This window comes from Halopenitus persicus, from assembly GCF_900107205.1.
GTDB classification, from domain to species: Archaea; Halobacteriota; Halobacteria; order Halobacteriales; family Haloferacaceae; genus Halopenitus; species Halopenitus persicus.
Map to the genome: position 1 here is coordinate 269,547 of NZ_FNPC01000001.1, position 14,335 is coordinate 283,881.

Consider the following 14,335-nt stretch of genomic DNA (forward strand, 5'->3'; position numbering starts at 1 on the left):
CCGACCGCACGGCGAGGCGGTCGCGCGTCGACTCCCGGGAAGGGACGCGCCCGCCGGCGCGGCGGGAGCTTGATGAGGACGCGGGCCCAACGGCGCGTATGGCGCTGACGCTGTACGCCCTGGAGGGCTGCCCGTGGTGTGAGAAGGTTCACGACGCGCTGCGGGCGGCGGACCTGGAGTATCGGACCGAGTGGGTCGAGGGGCTTCACTCGAAGCGCGACGAGGTGAAACGCGTGAGCGGCCAGCGCGCGGTGCCGGTGCTCGTCGACGACGAGCGCGGCGTGACGATGGCCGAGAGCGCGAACATCCTCGAGTACGTGGAGCGGACGCTGGCGTGACCATCTACACCGGACGCGGGGACGCCGGGGAGACGGACCTCCGCACGATGGAGCGCGTCTCCAAGACCGATCCCCGCATCGAGGCCTACGGCACGGTCGACGAGGCGAACGCGCTGATCGGGACGGTCCGGCCGACCGGCCATCCCGACGTCGACGAGACGCTCGCCGACGTGCAAAACGACCTCCACGTCGTCCAGGCGGACCTCGCGAACCCCGACCCCGATCCGGACGATCCCCGCGTGACCGACGAGCACGTCGCGGCGCTGGAGGACCGGATCGACGTCCTCTCCGAGGAGCTGGCGCCGCTGCAGTCGTTCGTGCTGCCGGGCGGCGGCGAGGCGGGCTCGCGGCTTCATCACGCCCGCGCCGTGGTCCGGCGGGCCGAACGACGCACGGTCGCGCTCGCCCGCGAGGAACCGGTCGAGGAGGCCGTCCTGGCGTACCTGAACCGCCTCTCGGACGCGCTGTTCACGCTCGCGCGCGTGGTGAACGCCCGCGCGGACGAGCCCGAGGAGTCGCCGACGTACTGAGTTTCGGGCGGGATGCCGTGGGTCGGGCGAGGGACCGCCCTCCGGTCGACCCGTTTCGTTTTCGTCCCACCTCGTTCCACCCCGTTCCACGACCTCGATTCCCGTCCGCGGTCGACTATTCCGTCGTTTCGGAAAGGTTCCGTCGCTTCGGAAAGGTTCCGTTGTCTCCACAAGGACTATATCCGTCGGCACCCTACCGATGGGTATGAGCAAGCACTTCACGGACGCACGATACTACCTCGGACGAGCGGTCGACCACGCGACGGCCGGCGTGAAGGAGGAGGTCGAACCGGTCGCGGAACGGGCCCGCGAGCTGGCGGGCATCGAGGAGGAGCCGGAACCCTCGCGGCTCGAAGCGATCAAAGCCGACCTGATCGCGGCCGGCGAGCGCGCGGCGGAGACGGCCCGCGAGGCGGCGGCGTCCCTCCGGGAGACGGTGCGCGGCTCCCGCGACGACGGCGACGCCGCCTAGGAACCGGGACCCGTTTTTCGGGCCGACGAGTCGCGGCACAAGGCAATCCTTAAGTCGGAACGCCGGCTAGCGGGCGATAGCGGGCTGGTGGTCTAGTCCGGTTATGACGGCTCCTTCACACGGAGCAGGCCCCAAGTTCAAATCTTGGCCAGCCCATCACCTTATAAGCAATAATCGCAAGACTGCGAGAGTGATTTATATACTCGACCGGACGCAATAGCCGCAGCGGAGAGACGTCGGCTCTCAACGACGAGGACGTCTTCCGACGTCCGTCGAACGAATACGGAGTGATGAGCCCTACACGCCCGTAAATTTATTGCTGTATATTACAATTTATTACATATGCCGATCAGCATCGACGCCTTCGACGATCAGCCAACTGATGTCCTCGACCTCCAAGCGGGGACACAGCCCGCCCGAATCCTCGAGTTCCTCGCCGAGAATCCGGACCACGCGTTCACGCAGACCGAGATCCACGAGGCAACCGGCATCGCACGCGGAAGCGTCGGTGCCGTTCTCTCACGTCTCGAGGATCGAGGGCTCGTGCGTCACCGTGGTCGGTACTGGGCGGTCGCCGAGGACGATCGACTCGCGTCGTACGCGGCACAGACGCAGGCCAGTTCGGAGTCGGTGACGGACGACTACTACGGGGACGACTGATCGATGCCGATCGACCGCGGTGCCGTCGTCAAGGGCCCCGACCTGTTCGCCGACTACGACCATCGTCCATACGTTCGGGTGAGCGATGACACACATCCGTTCAGCGACGAAGAAGCGCTCTACGCCGCGATCACGACGACTCGAAGAGCAGTCGCGATCCCGCTTACTGATGATGATTTCGTATCAGGAGGATTGCCACGAGAGAGCTACGTCAACCCCTGGACGGTCGTTTCGATCCGGCACGGGGATATCAATACGCAGGAAGGTCAGCTCGTCACGGCGACGCTCGAGACGATCGCCCGTGAGGCAGCCGGCTACTTGGGCGTGCGCTGATCGTCAATGAGGGATGTTCCGAGTACGGTACTCGCTCGAGACACGCAGTCGGCGTTTCGTTGCCACGGATATCGTTCGACACGCAGCGAACGCGTCGTGGTCGAATGACAGCAACGAGAGGGGTTATACCTCGGACTCGTCTCGATGTCGCTTTGGCGGAACCGACCGGTCGCCCGCCCTGAGGCGACCCGCCGCTACTCCGAGACGGGCTCGGCGCGTCGCATCGCGGCGACGTCGGCGGCGATGGCCTCGGCGACGGCGGTGGCCAGGCCCGGGGGGACGGCGTTGCCGACCACCTTCAGCTGCGTGCTCTTTGCCCCCTTGAAGACGTAGTCGTCGGGGAACGACTGGAGGATGGCACACTCGCGGACGGTCCCGACGCGGTCCTCCTCGGGGTGGATGAACGGCGCGTTATGGTTCTCCTTGATCGTGAACGCGGGCTCGTCGGGCTCGAGCCGGCGCCAGCTGTCGCCGTAGCTCTCATAGAGGCTCTCGCCGGGGTCGACGTCCGCGATCCGGTCGACCATGTCCGCGGAGTGGTCGGTGGTCTCGGTGTTCGGGAGCCCCTCGAGGTCCCGGTCGAGGATGGCGTCCGCGACGGTCACGTAGGACTGGCGCCGGGTGCCGGTCAGCGTGGCCTGTTCGGCGGGGCCGTGGGTGCGCTCGGGGTAGGTCGGCTGCTCGCCGTCCCGCCGGCCGATGAAGATCACGCGGCGGCGCGTCTGGGGGACGCCGTAGTCCGCGGCGTTGAGCGTCTCGTAGCGCGTCTTCTCGTAGCCCGCGTCGGCAAAGCCCGCCAGGATCGACCGCAGGGTGTCGCCGTCCTCCATCGAGGTGATCCCGGGGACGTTCTCCATCACGAAGACGGCCGGCTGGACGTACTCGACGAAGTCGATGAAGCTGCCGACCAGGGAGTTGCGCTCGTCGTCGGGGTCGCGGTGGCCGGCGATGCTGAACCCCTTACACGGCGGGCCGCCGATGACGACGTCGATCGCGTCGGGGTCGATCGGGTGCGTCGCGAAGAAGTCGGCGGGGTCGACCTCCGCGAGGTCCGCCCGGATCGCCAGCGCGTCCTCGTGGTTGTGCTCGTAGGTCGCCAGGAAGTCCTCGCTGACGTCGACGCCGGCGACGACGTCGTAGCCGGCCTGGAGGAACCCCTCCGAGAGGCCGCCGCCGCCGCAGAAGAGATCGAGCACGCGGACGTCACCGGGATCGAGATCGGACGTGGACATACGGGATCCTTTCGTGAGGTCGGGTTACCTTTACCGGTTCGTCGCGACGGTATTTAAGGGATCGTGTGGTGGACGTCCGAACGGGCGGCGACGGGGACGGAACTCGCGGTGCGGGGTCGGAGACGTCGTGACCGAGGGGTGGGATCCCATACGGCTATCTCGGCGCGGGCCAAGATGGGTGTATGAACGTCCGCGGACGGCTGTATCTGGCCGGCGCCATCGGCGCATCGATCTCCTACATCTTCAACGTGCTCGCGTTTACCGGCGAATTCCACGTCGGCCGGTGGAGCGCGTTCATCGTACTGTTCCTGCTCGTCTTCGTCGGCTTCGAGAAACTCATCGCGTGGGCCGACGCCGCCGAGTCCGGGTGAACCGTCCACGTCGCCGTTCCACGCAACTGGTGCAACCGGTGAGCTGATCCATCCGCTCCGCTGATCTCGGGGCCAGTCATTGGTTCAGGGACGACGGAACTCCCCGCGTTGTCGCCGTATAGCGTCGTCAGAGTGGGGCTCCGTCTTTGGACCGCTTAACGGCTCGATCGCCGATCCGGAGGCCGTCGTCGAACGTCGATCATCCCCCTTCATTTCATAGGATTTTCACTTTCCCCCGAGGGATCCGGCGTGTCATCGGGTGGTCCATCGGCTTCGGTCTCGGCGGCGAACTCGAACTCGAGTCGGCCGTCGAGGACGTGTCTTCGGTCGCGGAGCCCCGGTTCGAGGAGTTCGACGGTGCTCTCGACGACGAGTCGATGGGCCGACTCCGGCCAGTGTGTGACCGGAAGATCGATGAATACGGTCTCGTCGGCGATCTCGCCGAACCGGTGGACGTCGACGACGGCAGCCATCCCGTCCCGGAACAGTGACACGGATGGATGGGGTTCGTAGTCACCCATAAACGGGCCCTGGAGCGCCAGCTCCGGCGGGGTTCCGTCACCGCCGACTGCCACAAACCGCTGTGTGAGCGACTGCAGTTCGGTGTCGTCAGTGTGTGACACCCACGTGTGAAGATGGTCCGGCAGGGGAGCAAACCTGGGGTCAACGCCCACGGTGGCGAGATCAGTGCCGCCATCGCGAAATTCGAGATATCTCGCATCATCCCGGGGATCGTCGTCGGCCGTCACCGTTGGATCCGTGTGTTCGGTTCGCGATTCGACGGCACTACACCCCGCAGCGGTGGTGGAGGCGGCGGTCAGGGCGGACGCAAGGAATGCGCGACGGCGCATAGCTGCCGGTTTCGTCGGCAGCAGCAAGAATGGTACGGGATTGAGACCGCCTTTCGGAGTTGCGCACCCTCCGTTGGGAGGTCGACGCCCGATCGGGTGCTGAATACGCGCTGTGTATTGATCACGTCGGGGTGATCGGAACGCTTCGAAGGAGTGGCGCGACACCGTACCAGCAGAGCAGGAGACCGACGACCGACAGCACGACGACGCCGAACAGCCGGCTCCGCGTCGCACCGCGTCGGCCCTGGTCCGAGACCAGAAGCCGGTCGTCACCGCCGCCAGTGACGACGAGTCCCGTTTCGGCGTCCCGTTCGCTGGCGACTCCCGAGACGAACAGGTCGTCGCCGGCGTCGATCGTTGCCTCGTAGTACCGGCGGTCCCCCTGTTTCGGGCCGGCGTCGCTCGTCGGCACGTCGATGGCGGCAGGCGTCCGATCCTCGGCGCCCACGGCGGCCTCGAAGTCCCGGATCTCTGCGGGGACGTCCTCGTCGATCGACACCGTCCGGTGTGGCGAGTCGAGGCCCGCGAGATCGAATTCCGTCTCGAGAAACTCCCAGTCACCGCTGACGTCGACCGCGATCGTCCCGCTCCCGTCAGCGAGTTCGAACGCTTCGGCATCGTAGCCCGAGGCGTGATCGGTCCAGCCATCCTGCGTGGCCACTTCGTGTCCGAAGAACTCCTCGATGCGCCAGGCCGCGAAGACACAGTCATCGCCGCTGAGCGGAGCCGTCACGGTTCGGAGCCCGCCGGCGTCGTCCCGAGTTGCCCGGACCGTTCCGTCGATGGCGACGGTGTCACCGCCGGTGGCGTCGCGGATCCGATCCGCCGCAGGGGCAGCCATCGCGATGCTTTGCCGGAGGACCAGGCCGGCTTGCACGAGGAATCCAACGCCGACGAGAACGGCGCCGAAACGGATGAGGACGTCAATCGGCCCGGAATACATCATCACATCGAACCATCGGACGGGTGAAAGGCATTGTGCCGGCTTGGCGTGAGTGGATCCGACTCAGGTTCGTCGGCTTCGTCACCGTGGTATAGCAATCTCCGGAAAGATCTGCACACGTTTTCAGTGAATGCCCCGGAAATCGGCTGATGGAACTGCTCTCCTCTATCTGGTTACACAAAGAGTTCCTGACGCTACTATTGCTGCGGACGAACGCTGATTGAGGTGACAGTATTCGCTCGGGCGATACGTCCCACCAGTAGCCTTTTGCGAATCGACAGGTAAGATCTGGTATGAGTCTCACCTCGGACGACTTCGAGGAGTTCGTTTCCTCGGATCCTGACGATGACGAGACGGTCCCGCTCGGACAGGCGTTGTCAGAGTTGGGGCTTGATGTTGAGGCCGACTCCGTTGCGGCCGTTCGTGACATCCGCGAACGGTTATGAGGATCTCATCGACACCAACGTCCTCGTCGCAGCAGTCACTCGGGATACGAATCGGTCTGACGAGGCGATCGAGCTACTTGATCAAGCCGACGATCCACTCGTTTCGGTTCTCAGCCTGATGGAACTGCGGAGCGTTCTGAGCAAAAGAAACGGTTCGAACGGGATCGAATTGATGCGATCGAGGATCGAATTACGTCCCGAATGACTGTGACTTTCCCCGATGCCTCGGATATGATGGCAGCGAACCGCCTCCGATCGAAAACGCTGTTGTATCCGATGGACGCGATGATCCTTTCAGCAGCTGACGCTGCCGACGCAACGCTCGTCTCGTTTGATTCGGAATTAGTCGATCAGGGAGCAGAACTCCCTCGACGATTGCTTGAGGAGGGTGCGGACACAGGAGCGGATTGAAAGACGCAGTCCTCAGCGGTCGGGATCGAGGAACTTACGCATATCGCCCAGCGACGCCGACGGGAGCGGCAGGTCCAGCATCGTCTTGAGGCCCGGATCGGCGTTGCTGACGTTCGGAAGCGCATTGACGACCGTCGCCCACGTCGTCGGCCCCGGTTCGAAGGGGGCCTCGGTCGTGACCGTGGTGTCGGGAACGCCCCGGATGGCGATCCGGTCGCCGCCCTCGAGCCCCGATGCTGCAGGGTCGACGACGGCTGCCAGCGTGAGCGTCACGACGGGGTCCCCGTCGACGAGGCCGGCGTAGGTCTGTTCGAACCCGGCGACCGCCCCGGCCTCGATGTCGGGGTACTCGCTCGCGACCGGACGGTGCTCGTCGGCGACGACCGGGTCGAACTCCCGTTGGACGACCGCGTCGAGGTCGAGGCCGATGCCGTCGGCGATCATTTGGATCTGCGCGGGAAAGGACTCGTGTCCCGCCAGGTCGCCCGCGTCGCGTCGGCGGGTCCACTCGTCGGGGGCCAGCCCGAAGCCGCCCGGTTCGAGGACGCCGGCGCCGTACGGCGAGAAGTCGACGGTCCGGCTGGCCTCGATGGCGTCGATGGACTCCGAGACGGCCGTCAACGCGACGACAAGGGTGTCGAGGGCGAAGCCCGGGTTGAGCCCGGTGCAGAGGACCGACGCGTCGTTTTTTCGGGCGACGCGGTCGACCTTCCGGGCCAGGACCGGATGCGTCCGGTACGGGTAGAAGAACCCGCCGTTCGAGGAGACGACGTCCGCCCCGGCACGCAGACAGGTCAGCAGGTCCGCGACCATTGCCTCGGCCGCAGCGTCCGCCGTCGCCAGACAGACCGCGTCCGGTTCCGTCGCCTCCAGCACCGACTCCAGGTCGTCCGCGACCTCGATCCCGACGTCGCCACCGCCGGTGATGGCGCCGACGTCCTGCCCGACTTTCTCGGGATCGACGTCGACAGCGCCGACGACGGTCACGCCGGGATCGTCGGTCAGCAGTCGAAGCATCTCCGTCCCCATCGCGCCGATGCCACACTGGACGACGCGTATCGGTGTGTCGCGTTCGATCACACCGCCCGATCGGTGATCGATCTCATATAGCTTGGCGTTTGGGCAATCGCGATGGGAGCCGGCGGTCGTTCGGTCGTCTTCTCGAGGCGCGCGGGACCCCCGACGGGTTCGAGATGCGGGCGCGCTTCCCCTCCCGGAGCGCGCTGATCGCGTACCGGGACGGCTGTGCCGAGCGCGACATCCCGTTCCGCCTGCGAACGCTCTACTCGGAAACCGGGACGAGCGGGGAGCCCGACCTGAGCGCGGGAACCGGCACGAACGCGGGAACCGGCACGAACGCGGAGCCCGGAACGAACGCGGGGGCCGGCATCAACGCGACGGCCAGGGCGACCGCCGCGGGCCTCACCGAGGTGCAGCGCCGGACGCTGTGCACCGCGGCCGAGCTCGGGTACTTCGAGGTCCCCCGCGGGACGACGATGGACGCGATCGCGGCCGAGCTCGGCGTCTCCACGCAGGCGGTCTCGACGCGGCTGCGGCGCGGCCAGCAGCGACTGGTCGACAACGTGCTCGACGGCTGACCCCTATTCATATTTAAAAGGTTGACCAAGTCACGGTGAACTTCTTACTCCCCCCGCGAGAGTGTATCGCGTGGAATGTGTGACCGATCGACGTTCTCCAGACGGACGAGACGCACGACCGCCCGGACGAAACGCGAGCCCACCCGGACGGGACTCGCGGCCGCCCGACCGACCGGCATTTCCACCGACCGATGACCGACACGACACGACTCTCGGCACGCGGACTCGCCGCGGCGATCGAGGAGGGTGACGCCACCGCCACGGGGGCGGTCGCGGACGCCTTCGAGCGGATCGAGCGAACGAACGGGACGATCAACGCGGTCGTCGAGCTCCGCGAGGAGGCGGCTCGCGAGGAGGCCGCCGCGGCCGACGACGCCGCGGAACCGCGCGGGCGGCTCCACGGCGTGCCGATCGCGTTGAAGGACCTCGACACCTTCATCGAGGGGCTGCCCTGCTCGCAGGGATCGGTCGTCTTCGAGGGGGCCGACCCCCCGGGGACGTCCGTCATCGTCCAGCGGCTGATCGACGAGGGCGCGATCGTGGTGGGGTCGACGAACTCCCCGGAGTTCGGCCACAAGGGGGACACCGCCAACCCCCTGCACGGGGCGACGGGCAACCCCTTCGACCCGGAGAAGACGGCGGGCGGCTCCTCCGGGGGCAGCGCCGCGGCGGTGGCCGCGCGCATGGTGCCCGTCGCGCTCGGCTCGGACGCGGCGGGGTCGCTGCGCATCCCCGCCAGCGCCTGCGGCGTCTACGCGATCAAGCCGACCGCCGGCCTCGTTCCGGAGGCCTCCCGGCCGGACGCGCTCGTGTCGCTGTACCCGTTCATGTCCCTCGGCGGGATCACGCGGACCGTCGCGGACTCGGCGCTGGTGCTCGAGATCATCTCGGGCGCCCATCCCCGGGACCCGGTGAGCATCCCGAACCCCGACCCCGACTACCTGGCCGCGACCCGCCGGCCGATCGACGACCTGTCGGTGGCCTACTCCCCCGACCTCGGGACGTTCCCGGTCGAGCCGACCGTTCGGGACCGCGTCGACGCGGTGGCCGAGACGCTGCGTGCGGCCGGCGCCACCGTGACCCGCGTCGACCCCGCCTTCGACCTCCCCCTCGAGCGGATGCGGGACGCCGAGATGGTTCTCTTCCAGTCCACGCTGGCTTCCATTACCCAAAACCTGGAGACGAAGGGGATCGACCTCCTCGGGGACCATCGAGCGGATCTCACGCCGACGCTGGTGGAGCACATCGAGGCGGGCGCCGACCACGACGCCCTCACGCTCAAGGAGGCGGACGTGGTCCGGACGCGCGTGTACGACGCGCTCCAGGACGTCCTGGACGACCACGACCTGCTCCTGTCGGCGACCCTGGCGTGTGAGCCCTTCGAGACCGGCCGGATCGGCCCGGAGACGGTCGACGGCACCGAGATCGACCCCTACCTCGACTGGCTGCTCACCTGGCCGATGAACCTCAGCGGCCACCCCGCCGCCTCGGTCCCGGCCGGCCGTGCCCCCTCCGGGCTCCCGGTCGGCGCCCAGCTCGTCGGCTCGCGGTTCGACGAGGACGCGATCCTTGCCGCCAGCGCCGCGGTCGAGCGCCGCGCGCCCTGGCGGGACGCGTATCCCGAGCTGTGACGGCCCCCGAGTCGTGACGGCCCCCGAGTCGTGACGGACGTCCGACCCCTCAGCCCGAGGAACCGTTTTCCGTAGCAGCGCCCTACACGGGGTATGTCGACGATCGTCACGACGCCCGACGCGGACGAACCGTGTGCGTACTGTGGGTCGCACGTCTTCGACCACGACCCGGTCTGCGTCCGCGACTGCGAGGACGACTGCGGCTCGCCGACGTACTTCTGCAACCACGCCTGCCTCGCGGCGTACATCGACGAGCGCGACCTCGCGACGGGCGACGCGTGTGCGTGGACGCCCGACGACGGCGACCGTTGCTAGCCGGGGCGGAAGGAGGTTCTCCGAACCGCGTCTTTCGCCCTATCCACAATCGACTGAATTATAGTAATTATGATTAGTTAACTATCTAATAATATATTTGTTACTTCCCAGTCCGGTTGATTACGTCGACTCCGATCGCATACTGACGGTCGCGGCGTGAGGGACGAGGATGCCGATGAAACTCAGATTCAACGACGTCGTATACTATTAACGATTTAAATTATGCTTCTAATCCTCATCGATGCTATATCTGGTCATCAATACTGGTAATACAGTTGCTATTTCAGGATCCGGGGAGAGGGATGAGCCGTTCGTATGTCGGGATCGCCGTGATCGAGTTTTTCGTCGACCGTAAGCCGTGAACAGCTATACTGACTGAAGTCAGGATGAGAAACAATGCTTAAAATTGATATTTATTCGGAAGTGAGCGGAATCCCGTCGTCTTCGACCGGCGGAGCACCAACGACGAGCCACACGTGCTGGTGTTGATCGTCGTTGCGCAACTGCCGCGGCGTATCCGGGGGGATCCGCACCGCGGAGTCAGTCGGAACGGTGACGAGCTCTCCGTCGATCCGGATCTGGCACGGTCCTGCAAGGGGGATATAGAGTTCCTCCTGTCGGTCCTGTTTATGGGGTGCCATCGCGTCGCCGGGATCGAGATACCAGACCCTCGCTCGAACCTCCTCGCACCCGAGTCGTTCGGTCAGATCAATGCCCGGAACCCCGGATATTCGGGACGGTTCCGTCGGCGTATCGTCGAACTCCACCATCGTGAATTCTCGAGTCATACCCGTTGTGCCTCCGTTGATTGATTTGTGTTCTAGTCTTCAACGCGGACGTCGACGAGCGCAGGCTTGTCCGTCGTCACTGCTTCGCGAAGTGTTGATTCGAGCAGTTCGATGTCCCGGACCGAATCGGCGACCACACCCTGGCTGTGGGTGTTTTCGGCGATGTCGAACTCGGGATCGATGTCCATTCCGACGTAGTCGTAATCGTCGTCGGTTCCACCGAAGATCTCCAACATCCCGTCCTTGAGGATCCGGTAGTTCCGGTTGTTTGGAACGACGACGGTCACGTCGACGCCGTATCGAGCCGCGGTGTACATCGTTTGTGGGTAATACAAAAACGATCCGTCTCCGATGAATCCGATGACGGAGCGTTTCTCGCCACTCTGTGAAACCGCGATGCCCGCCCCGACGGCGGCGGGGAGCGCATAGCCTAGGCCGCCGTTTTTATTGGCGATGAACTGTTCGGGATCAAGCGGCCACCGAGTGAGGAGTGGGTACTTGCTGGTGTTGCTCTCGTTGACGACGAGCGCGTCGGGTGCGACGGTAGCCAGCGTCTCCGCGAGCGCCGGTTTGGAGATCGACGGTGCGTCCACGTCCGCGGTCGGATGGAACGGCTCCATCTCCTCGCGTCGCTCCGGAATCCGTCCGTACCGACGCTCACGTTCCGCCTCCGAAACGTCAACCAGACCGGCGATCTCGGACATCACGCTCCCCGGGTCGCCGACGATCGCGATATCCGCGGGCTCGTTTTTTCCGAGTTCCCAAGCCTCATCGCCGATATGGATCGTCGTCGCGTCATCCGGAACGAACGCCTCGTCATATGGAATGTACGGAACGTTCGTCGAACATCCGACGAAAACGAGCGCATCGGAATCGAGCGCGACTCGGGCCATGTCCGGATCCGGCGCAATGAAGGAGACCCACTGGTCGTCGCCGGGCGGATAATTGATCTCGCCCGTGGCCATCTCGCTGTACACCGGCATCCCCGTTTCGGCTGCGAGCGTGGTTGCGGCTTCGATCCCGCGAGGACCGGTTCGTGCAACTTGGTCGCCCAAAACCAGGACGGGATCGGTCGCGTTTTCGAGCTCACGAACAGCCGCTTCGATCTGCTGGCGATCACCACGTCCGGCGGCGGGTATCCCACCGAGTCGCTCGGGTCGTTCATCCGTCTCGGCCATCATCACGTCGATCGGAAATCCCAGGAAGACGGGGGCGGTTGGCGGGGTCAAAGCGGTTCGGATCGCCCGCCGGAGCATCGTCGGCAGCGCGGAGACGTCCTCGACGACGGCGCTCCATTTCGTGTATTCCTCGGCCATCTTCACGAGATCGCCCGAGAGGATCGGTTCCTCGTGTCGATGGCTCGTGCCGTGTTCGCCCGCGGTCACGAGCAGCGGAACGCCGCTTTGATGCGCGTTTTGGAGGTTTCCAAGTCCGTGTGCGAGCCCCGGCGCAACGTGAAGGTTGACGACACCGAGCGGAAACGCGTCTCCTTTGTGGGCGTGATATCGACGGGTACTCGCGTACCCAGCAGCCATCCCAACCGCAATATCCTCGTGTAAACCCAGAACGTACTGGAGTTCGGAGTCGCCGAGCGCGTTGAGCAATGGCACTTCCGTCGTTCCCGGATTGCCGAAGACGTGAGTGACTCCATACGACTCCAGTGCGTCGACGACTAGATCCGAGCCTGTATAGTTTGATGACATATTCGATGACAGTTGATGGTTCGTAATGATTCAGTGATCGACTTCGGTTCGGTCAGTCTGTTCCCTCATAAGGTTTGTTTCCGTTCCACGTTCGAGATGGCGTCGCCAGTGACCACTCCCTCCCGCGTGGCGTTTCAACGTATTCGGGCCACGGCAGGTCCGTCGGCGGCGTGTGGTCTTCCGGCAGCAGCGGCGACACCCAGTCGTTCCCGCCGATGCCGCCACCGGTCCGTTCGCGGAACTCCTCCGTCGCAGCCTCGAGAGCGTCCGGACGGACGAACAGATCGAGCATCGTTCCGGCGATCGTTTTACTGGCGGTGAACATCCCTGGATGCGTTACTTCGGGCACGCCACCGATCGCGTTATAGGCCCATTCCGGGTAACTGTAGTCCTCGGTCGGCGGGTCAAGCCACGGCCGGCCGGTGTACAGGCGAACCGTTGGAGCGTGCCATGTATAATCGACGTAGTCGTCGGAGGTGAAGTTTTGCTGCCATTCCGGAAGTCCGCGACGGAGCTGGGCCTCGTAGTCTTGCGGCTCGATGAGTTCTTCCGCTCCGTCGTTGAAGGGGTTCTCCATCGGCTCGACGTCCAGATTCCGCTGTATCTCTCGACCGAATTCACGGGCCTCCTCGCTCAACTCCGGCGCGCCGGCCTGTTTGAGGTTCTCGTAAGTGAGCGTTGAAAGGGTGTGATTAGTCAGCCCGACGCGCGTTTTGGTAACCCAGGTCTCCGACAGCGAACAATGGGAAACCGACGCTGCGTGTTCGGCGTTTTGTCGTAGGATTTCGTAGATCCGTTGTTGAATGTCGAGGGTCGGAGCACGCCAGCAGTATTGTATCTGCCCGATGCGTGGCGCGAGGTTATCCGACGTTTTCTGACCCGCATTCATCACGTGTTCGTTCACGATCCACGTGCCGGTGTGGGGAAACATCGCTTCCTTCGTGTGCTTCGTGTTCGTATACATAAGGGAGATGGCGTCCAGAGCCCCGGGTGCGCGTGCCCCTGCATGCCACGGCCCCATATCCGGTAGCACGCTCGGGTCCGACCACGTTTCCGGCTCATCACATTCGAAGGTGAACACGACGCTCCAATACGATCCACACTGGGTGTCCCAGACCGTGGTATTCGTCGGGTACGGGTGATAGGAGATGTGGGCATCGTGGTCCTCAAAGTAGCCTTTCGTCGCGTGGACCGGTTTGGAGGCACAGATCTTCTCCGCCGGTTCTCCGAAGTATCGGATCCGACCGTCGAGATCGAACTCCTCCATCGCGTTCTTCGCCGCGAGAACCCCCCCGAGGGTTCCCACCCCAAGTATGGAGTGAGGATCCGTGTGCCCTGCTGCATACGGATGAAGGCCTTCACGAGGCGCTTCGTACGGGACGCGTTGTTGTGAGTTTCCCGGCACCGCGTCGTACTCGGCATACGTCGCCAGCGTCGGCTCACCGGTCCCCCATTCGGCAAGGAACGCCGTTGGCATATCAGCGGTGCCGACCTCAACCTCGAAGTCGTGTTCTTCGAGCACTTCTCGATACGCACGCGCTGATTTGTACTCCCGAAACGCCGGTTCGGCATACTCCCAGATCTCCTGCTCGAACTCGGCGAGCCAATCTTGATTCTGCTCTAACCAGTCGATAGCGAACGCTTTGGCAGCCTCGGCTTCCACCATAGGCCGTAGTTCAAATGCCGATTATAAAATAATATCTATTGATATTA

The 14,335-nt window shown here is 64.6% G+C and carries 19 protein-coding genes and 1 tRNA gene; 13 read left to right on the forward strand and 7 right to left on the reverse strand.

Features of this window, described 5'->3' with window-relative positions; genetic code table 11:
- Window positions 1-98 precede the first annotated feature (98 nt).
- The 6 genes from BLV25_RS01400 (at window position 99) to BLV25_RS01425 (ending at window position 2,333) form a co-directional block, all read left to right on the forward strand.
- A complete protein-coding gene (locus BLV25_RS01400) occupies window positions 99-338 on the forward strand; it encodes a glutathione S-transferase N-terminal domain-containing protein (protein ID WP_021072586.1) in 240 nt (79 codons plus the stop codon).
- Window positions 335-868, forward strand: a complete 534-nt coding sequence (locus tag BLV25_RS01405) for a cob(I)yrinic acid a,c-diamide adenosyltransferase (RefSeq protein ID WP_092730379.1) — start codon at window positions 335-337, stop codon at window positions 866-868. Before BLV25_RS01400 ends, BLV25_RS01405 begins: the two co-directional genes overlap by 4 nt.
- 205 nt (window positions 869-1,073) lie before the next feature.
- Complete coding sequence (locus tag BLV25_RS01410; protein WP_092730381.1) at window positions 1,074-1,340, forward strand: DUF7553 family protein; 267 nt, start codon at window positions 1,074-1,076, stop codon at window positions 1,338-1,340.
- Between the two features lie 81 nt (window positions 1,341-1,421).
- A tRNA-Val gene (locus BLV25_RS01415) sits at window positions 1,422-1,496 on the forward strand.
- Between the two features lie 186 nt (window positions 1,497-1,682).
- Window positions 1,683-2,000 (forward strand): helix-turn-helix transcriptional regulator, encoded by a 318-nt coding sequence (locus tag BLV25_RS01420; protein WP_092730383.1) that lies wholly within the window; start codon window positions 1,683-1,685, stop codon window positions 1,998-2,000.
- Window positions 2,001-2,003: 3 nt separating this feature from the next.
- Entirely contained in the window at window positions 2,004-2,333 is a 330-nt protein-coding gene (locus BLV25_RS01425) for a hypothetical protein (RefSeq protein WP_021072582.1), read from the forward strand.
- 194 nt (window positions 2,334-2,527) lie between these two features.
- Here the strand turns inward: BLV25_RS01425 and BLV25_RS01430 are convergent, their stop codons facing one another.
- Window positions 2,528-3,565 (reverse strand): DNA cytosine methyltransferase, encoded by a 1,038-nt coding sequence (locus BLV25_RS01430; protein WP_021072581.1) that lies wholly within the window; start codon window positions 3,563-3,565, stop codon window positions 2,528-2,530.
- Window positions 3,566-3,747: 182 nt separating this feature from the next.
- On the opposite strand from BLV25_RS01430, the gene BLV25_RS01435 reads away from it, so the two are divergent.
- Window positions 3,748-3,936, forward strand: a complete 189-nt coding sequence (locus tag BLV25_RS01435) for a hypothetical protein (protein ID WP_021072580.1) — start codon at window positions 3,748-3,750, stop codon at window positions 3,934-3,936.
- A gap of 209 nt (window positions 3,937-4,145) precedes the next feature.
- On the opposite strand, the gene BLV25_RS01440 is transcribed toward BLV25_RS01435, so the two are convergent.
- Both BLV25_RS01440 and BLV25_RS01445 read right to left on the reverse strand, forming a co-directional pair.
- Entirely contained in the window at window positions 4,146-4,787 is a 642-nt protein-coding gene (locus tag BLV25_RS01440; protein WP_092730385.1) for a hypothetical protein, read from the reverse strand.
- Window positions 4,788-4,908: 121 nt separating this feature from the next.
- Window positions 4,909-5,730, reverse strand: coding sequence for a hypothetical protein (locus BLV25_RS01445; protein WP_092730387.1), 822 nt, complete (start codon window positions 5,728-5,730; stop codon window positions 4,909-4,911).
- Window positions 5,731-6,023: 293 nt separating this feature from the next.
- Between BLV25_RS01445 and BLV25_RS17200 the strand changes: the two genes are divergently transcribed.
- From BLV25_RS17200 to BLV25_RS17755, 3 genes are read left to right on the forward strand one after another with little or no spacing between them, the layout of a single operon-like run.
- Window positions 6,024-6,176, forward strand: a complete 153-nt coding sequence (locus tag BLV25_RS17200) for a hypothetical protein (RefSeq protein ID WP_176819411.1) — start codon at window positions 6,024-6,026, stop codon at window positions 6,174-6,176.
- Complete coding sequence (locus tag BLV25_RS17750) at window positions 6,124-6,381, forward strand: PIN domain-containing protein (protein ID WP_256335622.1); 258 nt, start codon at window positions 6,124-6,126, stop codon at window positions 6,379-6,381. The genes BLV25_RS17200 and BLV25_RS17750 overlap by 53 nt, the downstream gene beginning before the upstream one ends.
- The gene (locus BLV25_RS17755; protein WP_343123925.1) at window positions 6,378-6,587 is read left to right on the forward strand and encodes a hypothetical protein; all 210 of its coding nucleotides are present in this window, start codon (window positions 6,378-6,380) and stop codon (window positions 6,585-6,587) included. The genes BLV25_RS17750 and BLV25_RS17755 overlap by 4 nt, the downstream gene beginning before the upstream one ends.
- A gap of 12 nt (window positions 6,588-6,599) precedes the next feature.
- Here BLV25_RS17755 and BLV25_RS01455 read toward each other — a convergent pair whose 3' ends face one another.
- On the reverse strand, window positions 6,600-7,667 hold the full coding sequence (locus BLV25_RS01455) for an NAD(P)H-dependent amine dehydrogenase family protein (protein WP_092730389.1): 1,068 nt from the start codon (window positions 7,665-7,667) through the stop codon (window positions 6,600-6,602).
- 38 nt (window positions 7,668-7,705) lie between these two features.
- Between BLV25_RS01455 and BLV25_RS01460 the strand changes: the two genes are divergently transcribed.
- The 3 genes from BLV25_RS01460 (at window position 7,706) to BLV25_RS01470 (ending at window position 10,131) form a co-directional block, all read left to right on the forward strand.
- Complete coding sequence (locus BLV25_RS01460) at window positions 7,706-8,185, forward strand: helix-turn-helix domain-containing protein (protein WP_218128590.1); 480 nt, start codon at window positions 7,706-7,708, stop codon at window positions 8,183-8,185.
- A 191-nt stretch (window positions 8,186-8,376) separates the two neighbouring features.
- Entirely contained in the window at window positions 8,377-9,816 is a 1,440-nt protein-coding gene (locus BLV25_RS01465; protein WP_092730391.1) for an amidase, read from the forward strand.
- A gap of 93 nt (window positions 9,817-9,909) precedes the next feature.
- Window positions 9,910-10,131: a hypothetical protein gene (locus tag BLV25_RS01470; protein WP_092730393.1), complete on the forward strand. Its 222-nt coding sequence runs from the start codon at window positions 9,910-9,912 to the stop codon at window positions 10,129-10,131.
- Window positions 10,132-10,544: 413 nt separating this feature from the next.
- Here the strand turns inward: BLV25_RS01470 and BLV25_RS01475 are convergent, their stop codons facing one another.
- Genes BLV25_RS01475 through BLV25_RS01485 form a run of 3 tightly spaced genes read right to left on the reverse strand, consistent with a single transcriptional unit; the run spans window position 10,545 to window position 14,288 of the window.
- Window positions 10,545-10,919: a cupin domain-containing protein gene (locus tag BLV25_RS01475; protein ID WP_092730395.1), complete on the reverse strand. Its 375-nt coding sequence runs from the start codon at window positions 10,917-10,919 to the stop codon at window positions 10,545-10,547.
- Window positions 10,920-10,951: 32 nt separating this feature from the next.
- Window positions 10,952-12,622 carry a thiamine pyrophosphate-binding protein gene (locus tag BLV25_RS01480; RefSeq protein ID WP_092730397.1) on the reverse strand — a complete coding sequence of 557 codons (1,671 nt, stop codon included), beginning with the start codon at window positions 12,620-12,622 and terminating at the stop codon, window positions 10,952-10,954.
- Window positions 12,623-12,674: 52 nt separating this feature from the next.
- Complete coding sequence (locus BLV25_RS01485) at window positions 12,675-14,288, reverse strand: zinc-binding metallopeptidase family protein (RefSeq protein WP_092730399.1); 1,614 nt, start codon at window positions 14,286-14,288, stop codon at window positions 12,675-12,677.
- Window positions 14,289-14,335 lie beyond the last annotated feature (47 nt).

Coding starts and splice junctions, on each gene's coding strand:
- BLV25_RS01485 (WP_092730399.1), bottom strand. CDS start 14,288: ATGGTGGAAGCCGAGGCTGCCAAAGCGTTCGCTATCGACTGGTTAGAG.
- BLV25_RS01475 (WP_092730395.1), bottom strand. CDS start 10,919: ATGACTCGAGAATTCACGATGGTGGAGTTCGACGATACGCCGACGGAA.
- BLV25_RS17755 (WP_343123925.1), top strand. CDS start 6,378: ATGACTGTGACTTTCCCCGATGCCTCGGATATGATGGCAGCGAACCGC.
- BLV25_RS01430 (WP_021072581.1), bottom strand. CDS start 3,565: ATGTCCACGTCCGATCTCGATCCCGGTGACGTCCGCGTGCTCGATCTC.
- BLV25_RS01420 (WP_092730383.1), top strand. CDS start 1,683: ATGCCGATCAGCATCGACGCCTTCGACGATCAGCCAACTGATGTCCTC.
- BLV25_RS17750 (WP_256335622.1), top strand. CDS start 6,124: ATGTTGAGGCCGACTCCGTTGCGGCCGTTCGTGACATCCGCGAACGGT.
- BLV25_RS01445 (WP_092730387.1), bottom strand. CDS start 5,730: ATGTATTCCGGGCCGATTGACGTCCTCATCCGTTTCGGCGCCGTTCTC.
- BLV25_RS01400 (WP_021072586.1), top strand. CDS start 99: ATGGCGCTGACGCTGTACGCCCTGGAGGGCTGCCCGTGGTGTGAGAAG.
- BLV25_RS01480 (WP_092730397.1), bottom strand. CDS start 12,622: ATGTCATCAAACTATACAGGCTCGGATCTAGTCGTCGACGCACTGGAG.
- BLV25_RS01410 (WP_092730381.1), top strand. CDS start 1,074: ATGAGCAAGCACTTCACGGACGCACGATACTACCTCGGACGAGCGGTC.
- BLV25_RS01435 (WP_021072580.1), top strand. CDS start 3,748: ATGAACGTCCGCGGACGGCTGTATCTGGCCGGCGCCATCGGCGCATCG.
- BLV25_RS01440 (WP_092730385.1), bottom strand. CDS start 4,787: ATGCGCCGTCGCGCATTCCTTGCGTCCGCCCTGACCGCCGCCTCCACC.
- BLV25_RS01470 (WP_092730393.1), top strand. CDS start 9,910: ATGTCGACGATCGTCACGACGCCCGACGCGGACGAACCGTGTGCGTAC.
- BLV25_RS17200 (WP_176819411.1), top strand. CDS start 6,024: ATGAGTCTCACCTCGGACGACTTCGAGGAGTTCGTTTCCTCGGATCCT.
- BLV25_RS01425 (WP_021072582.1), top strand. CDS start 2,004: ATGCCGATCGACCGCGGTGCCGTCGTCAAGGGCCCCGACCTGTTCGCC.
- BLV25_RS01465 (WP_092730391.1), top strand. CDS start 8,377: ATGACCGACACGACACGACTCTCGGCACGCGGACTCGCCGCGGCGATC.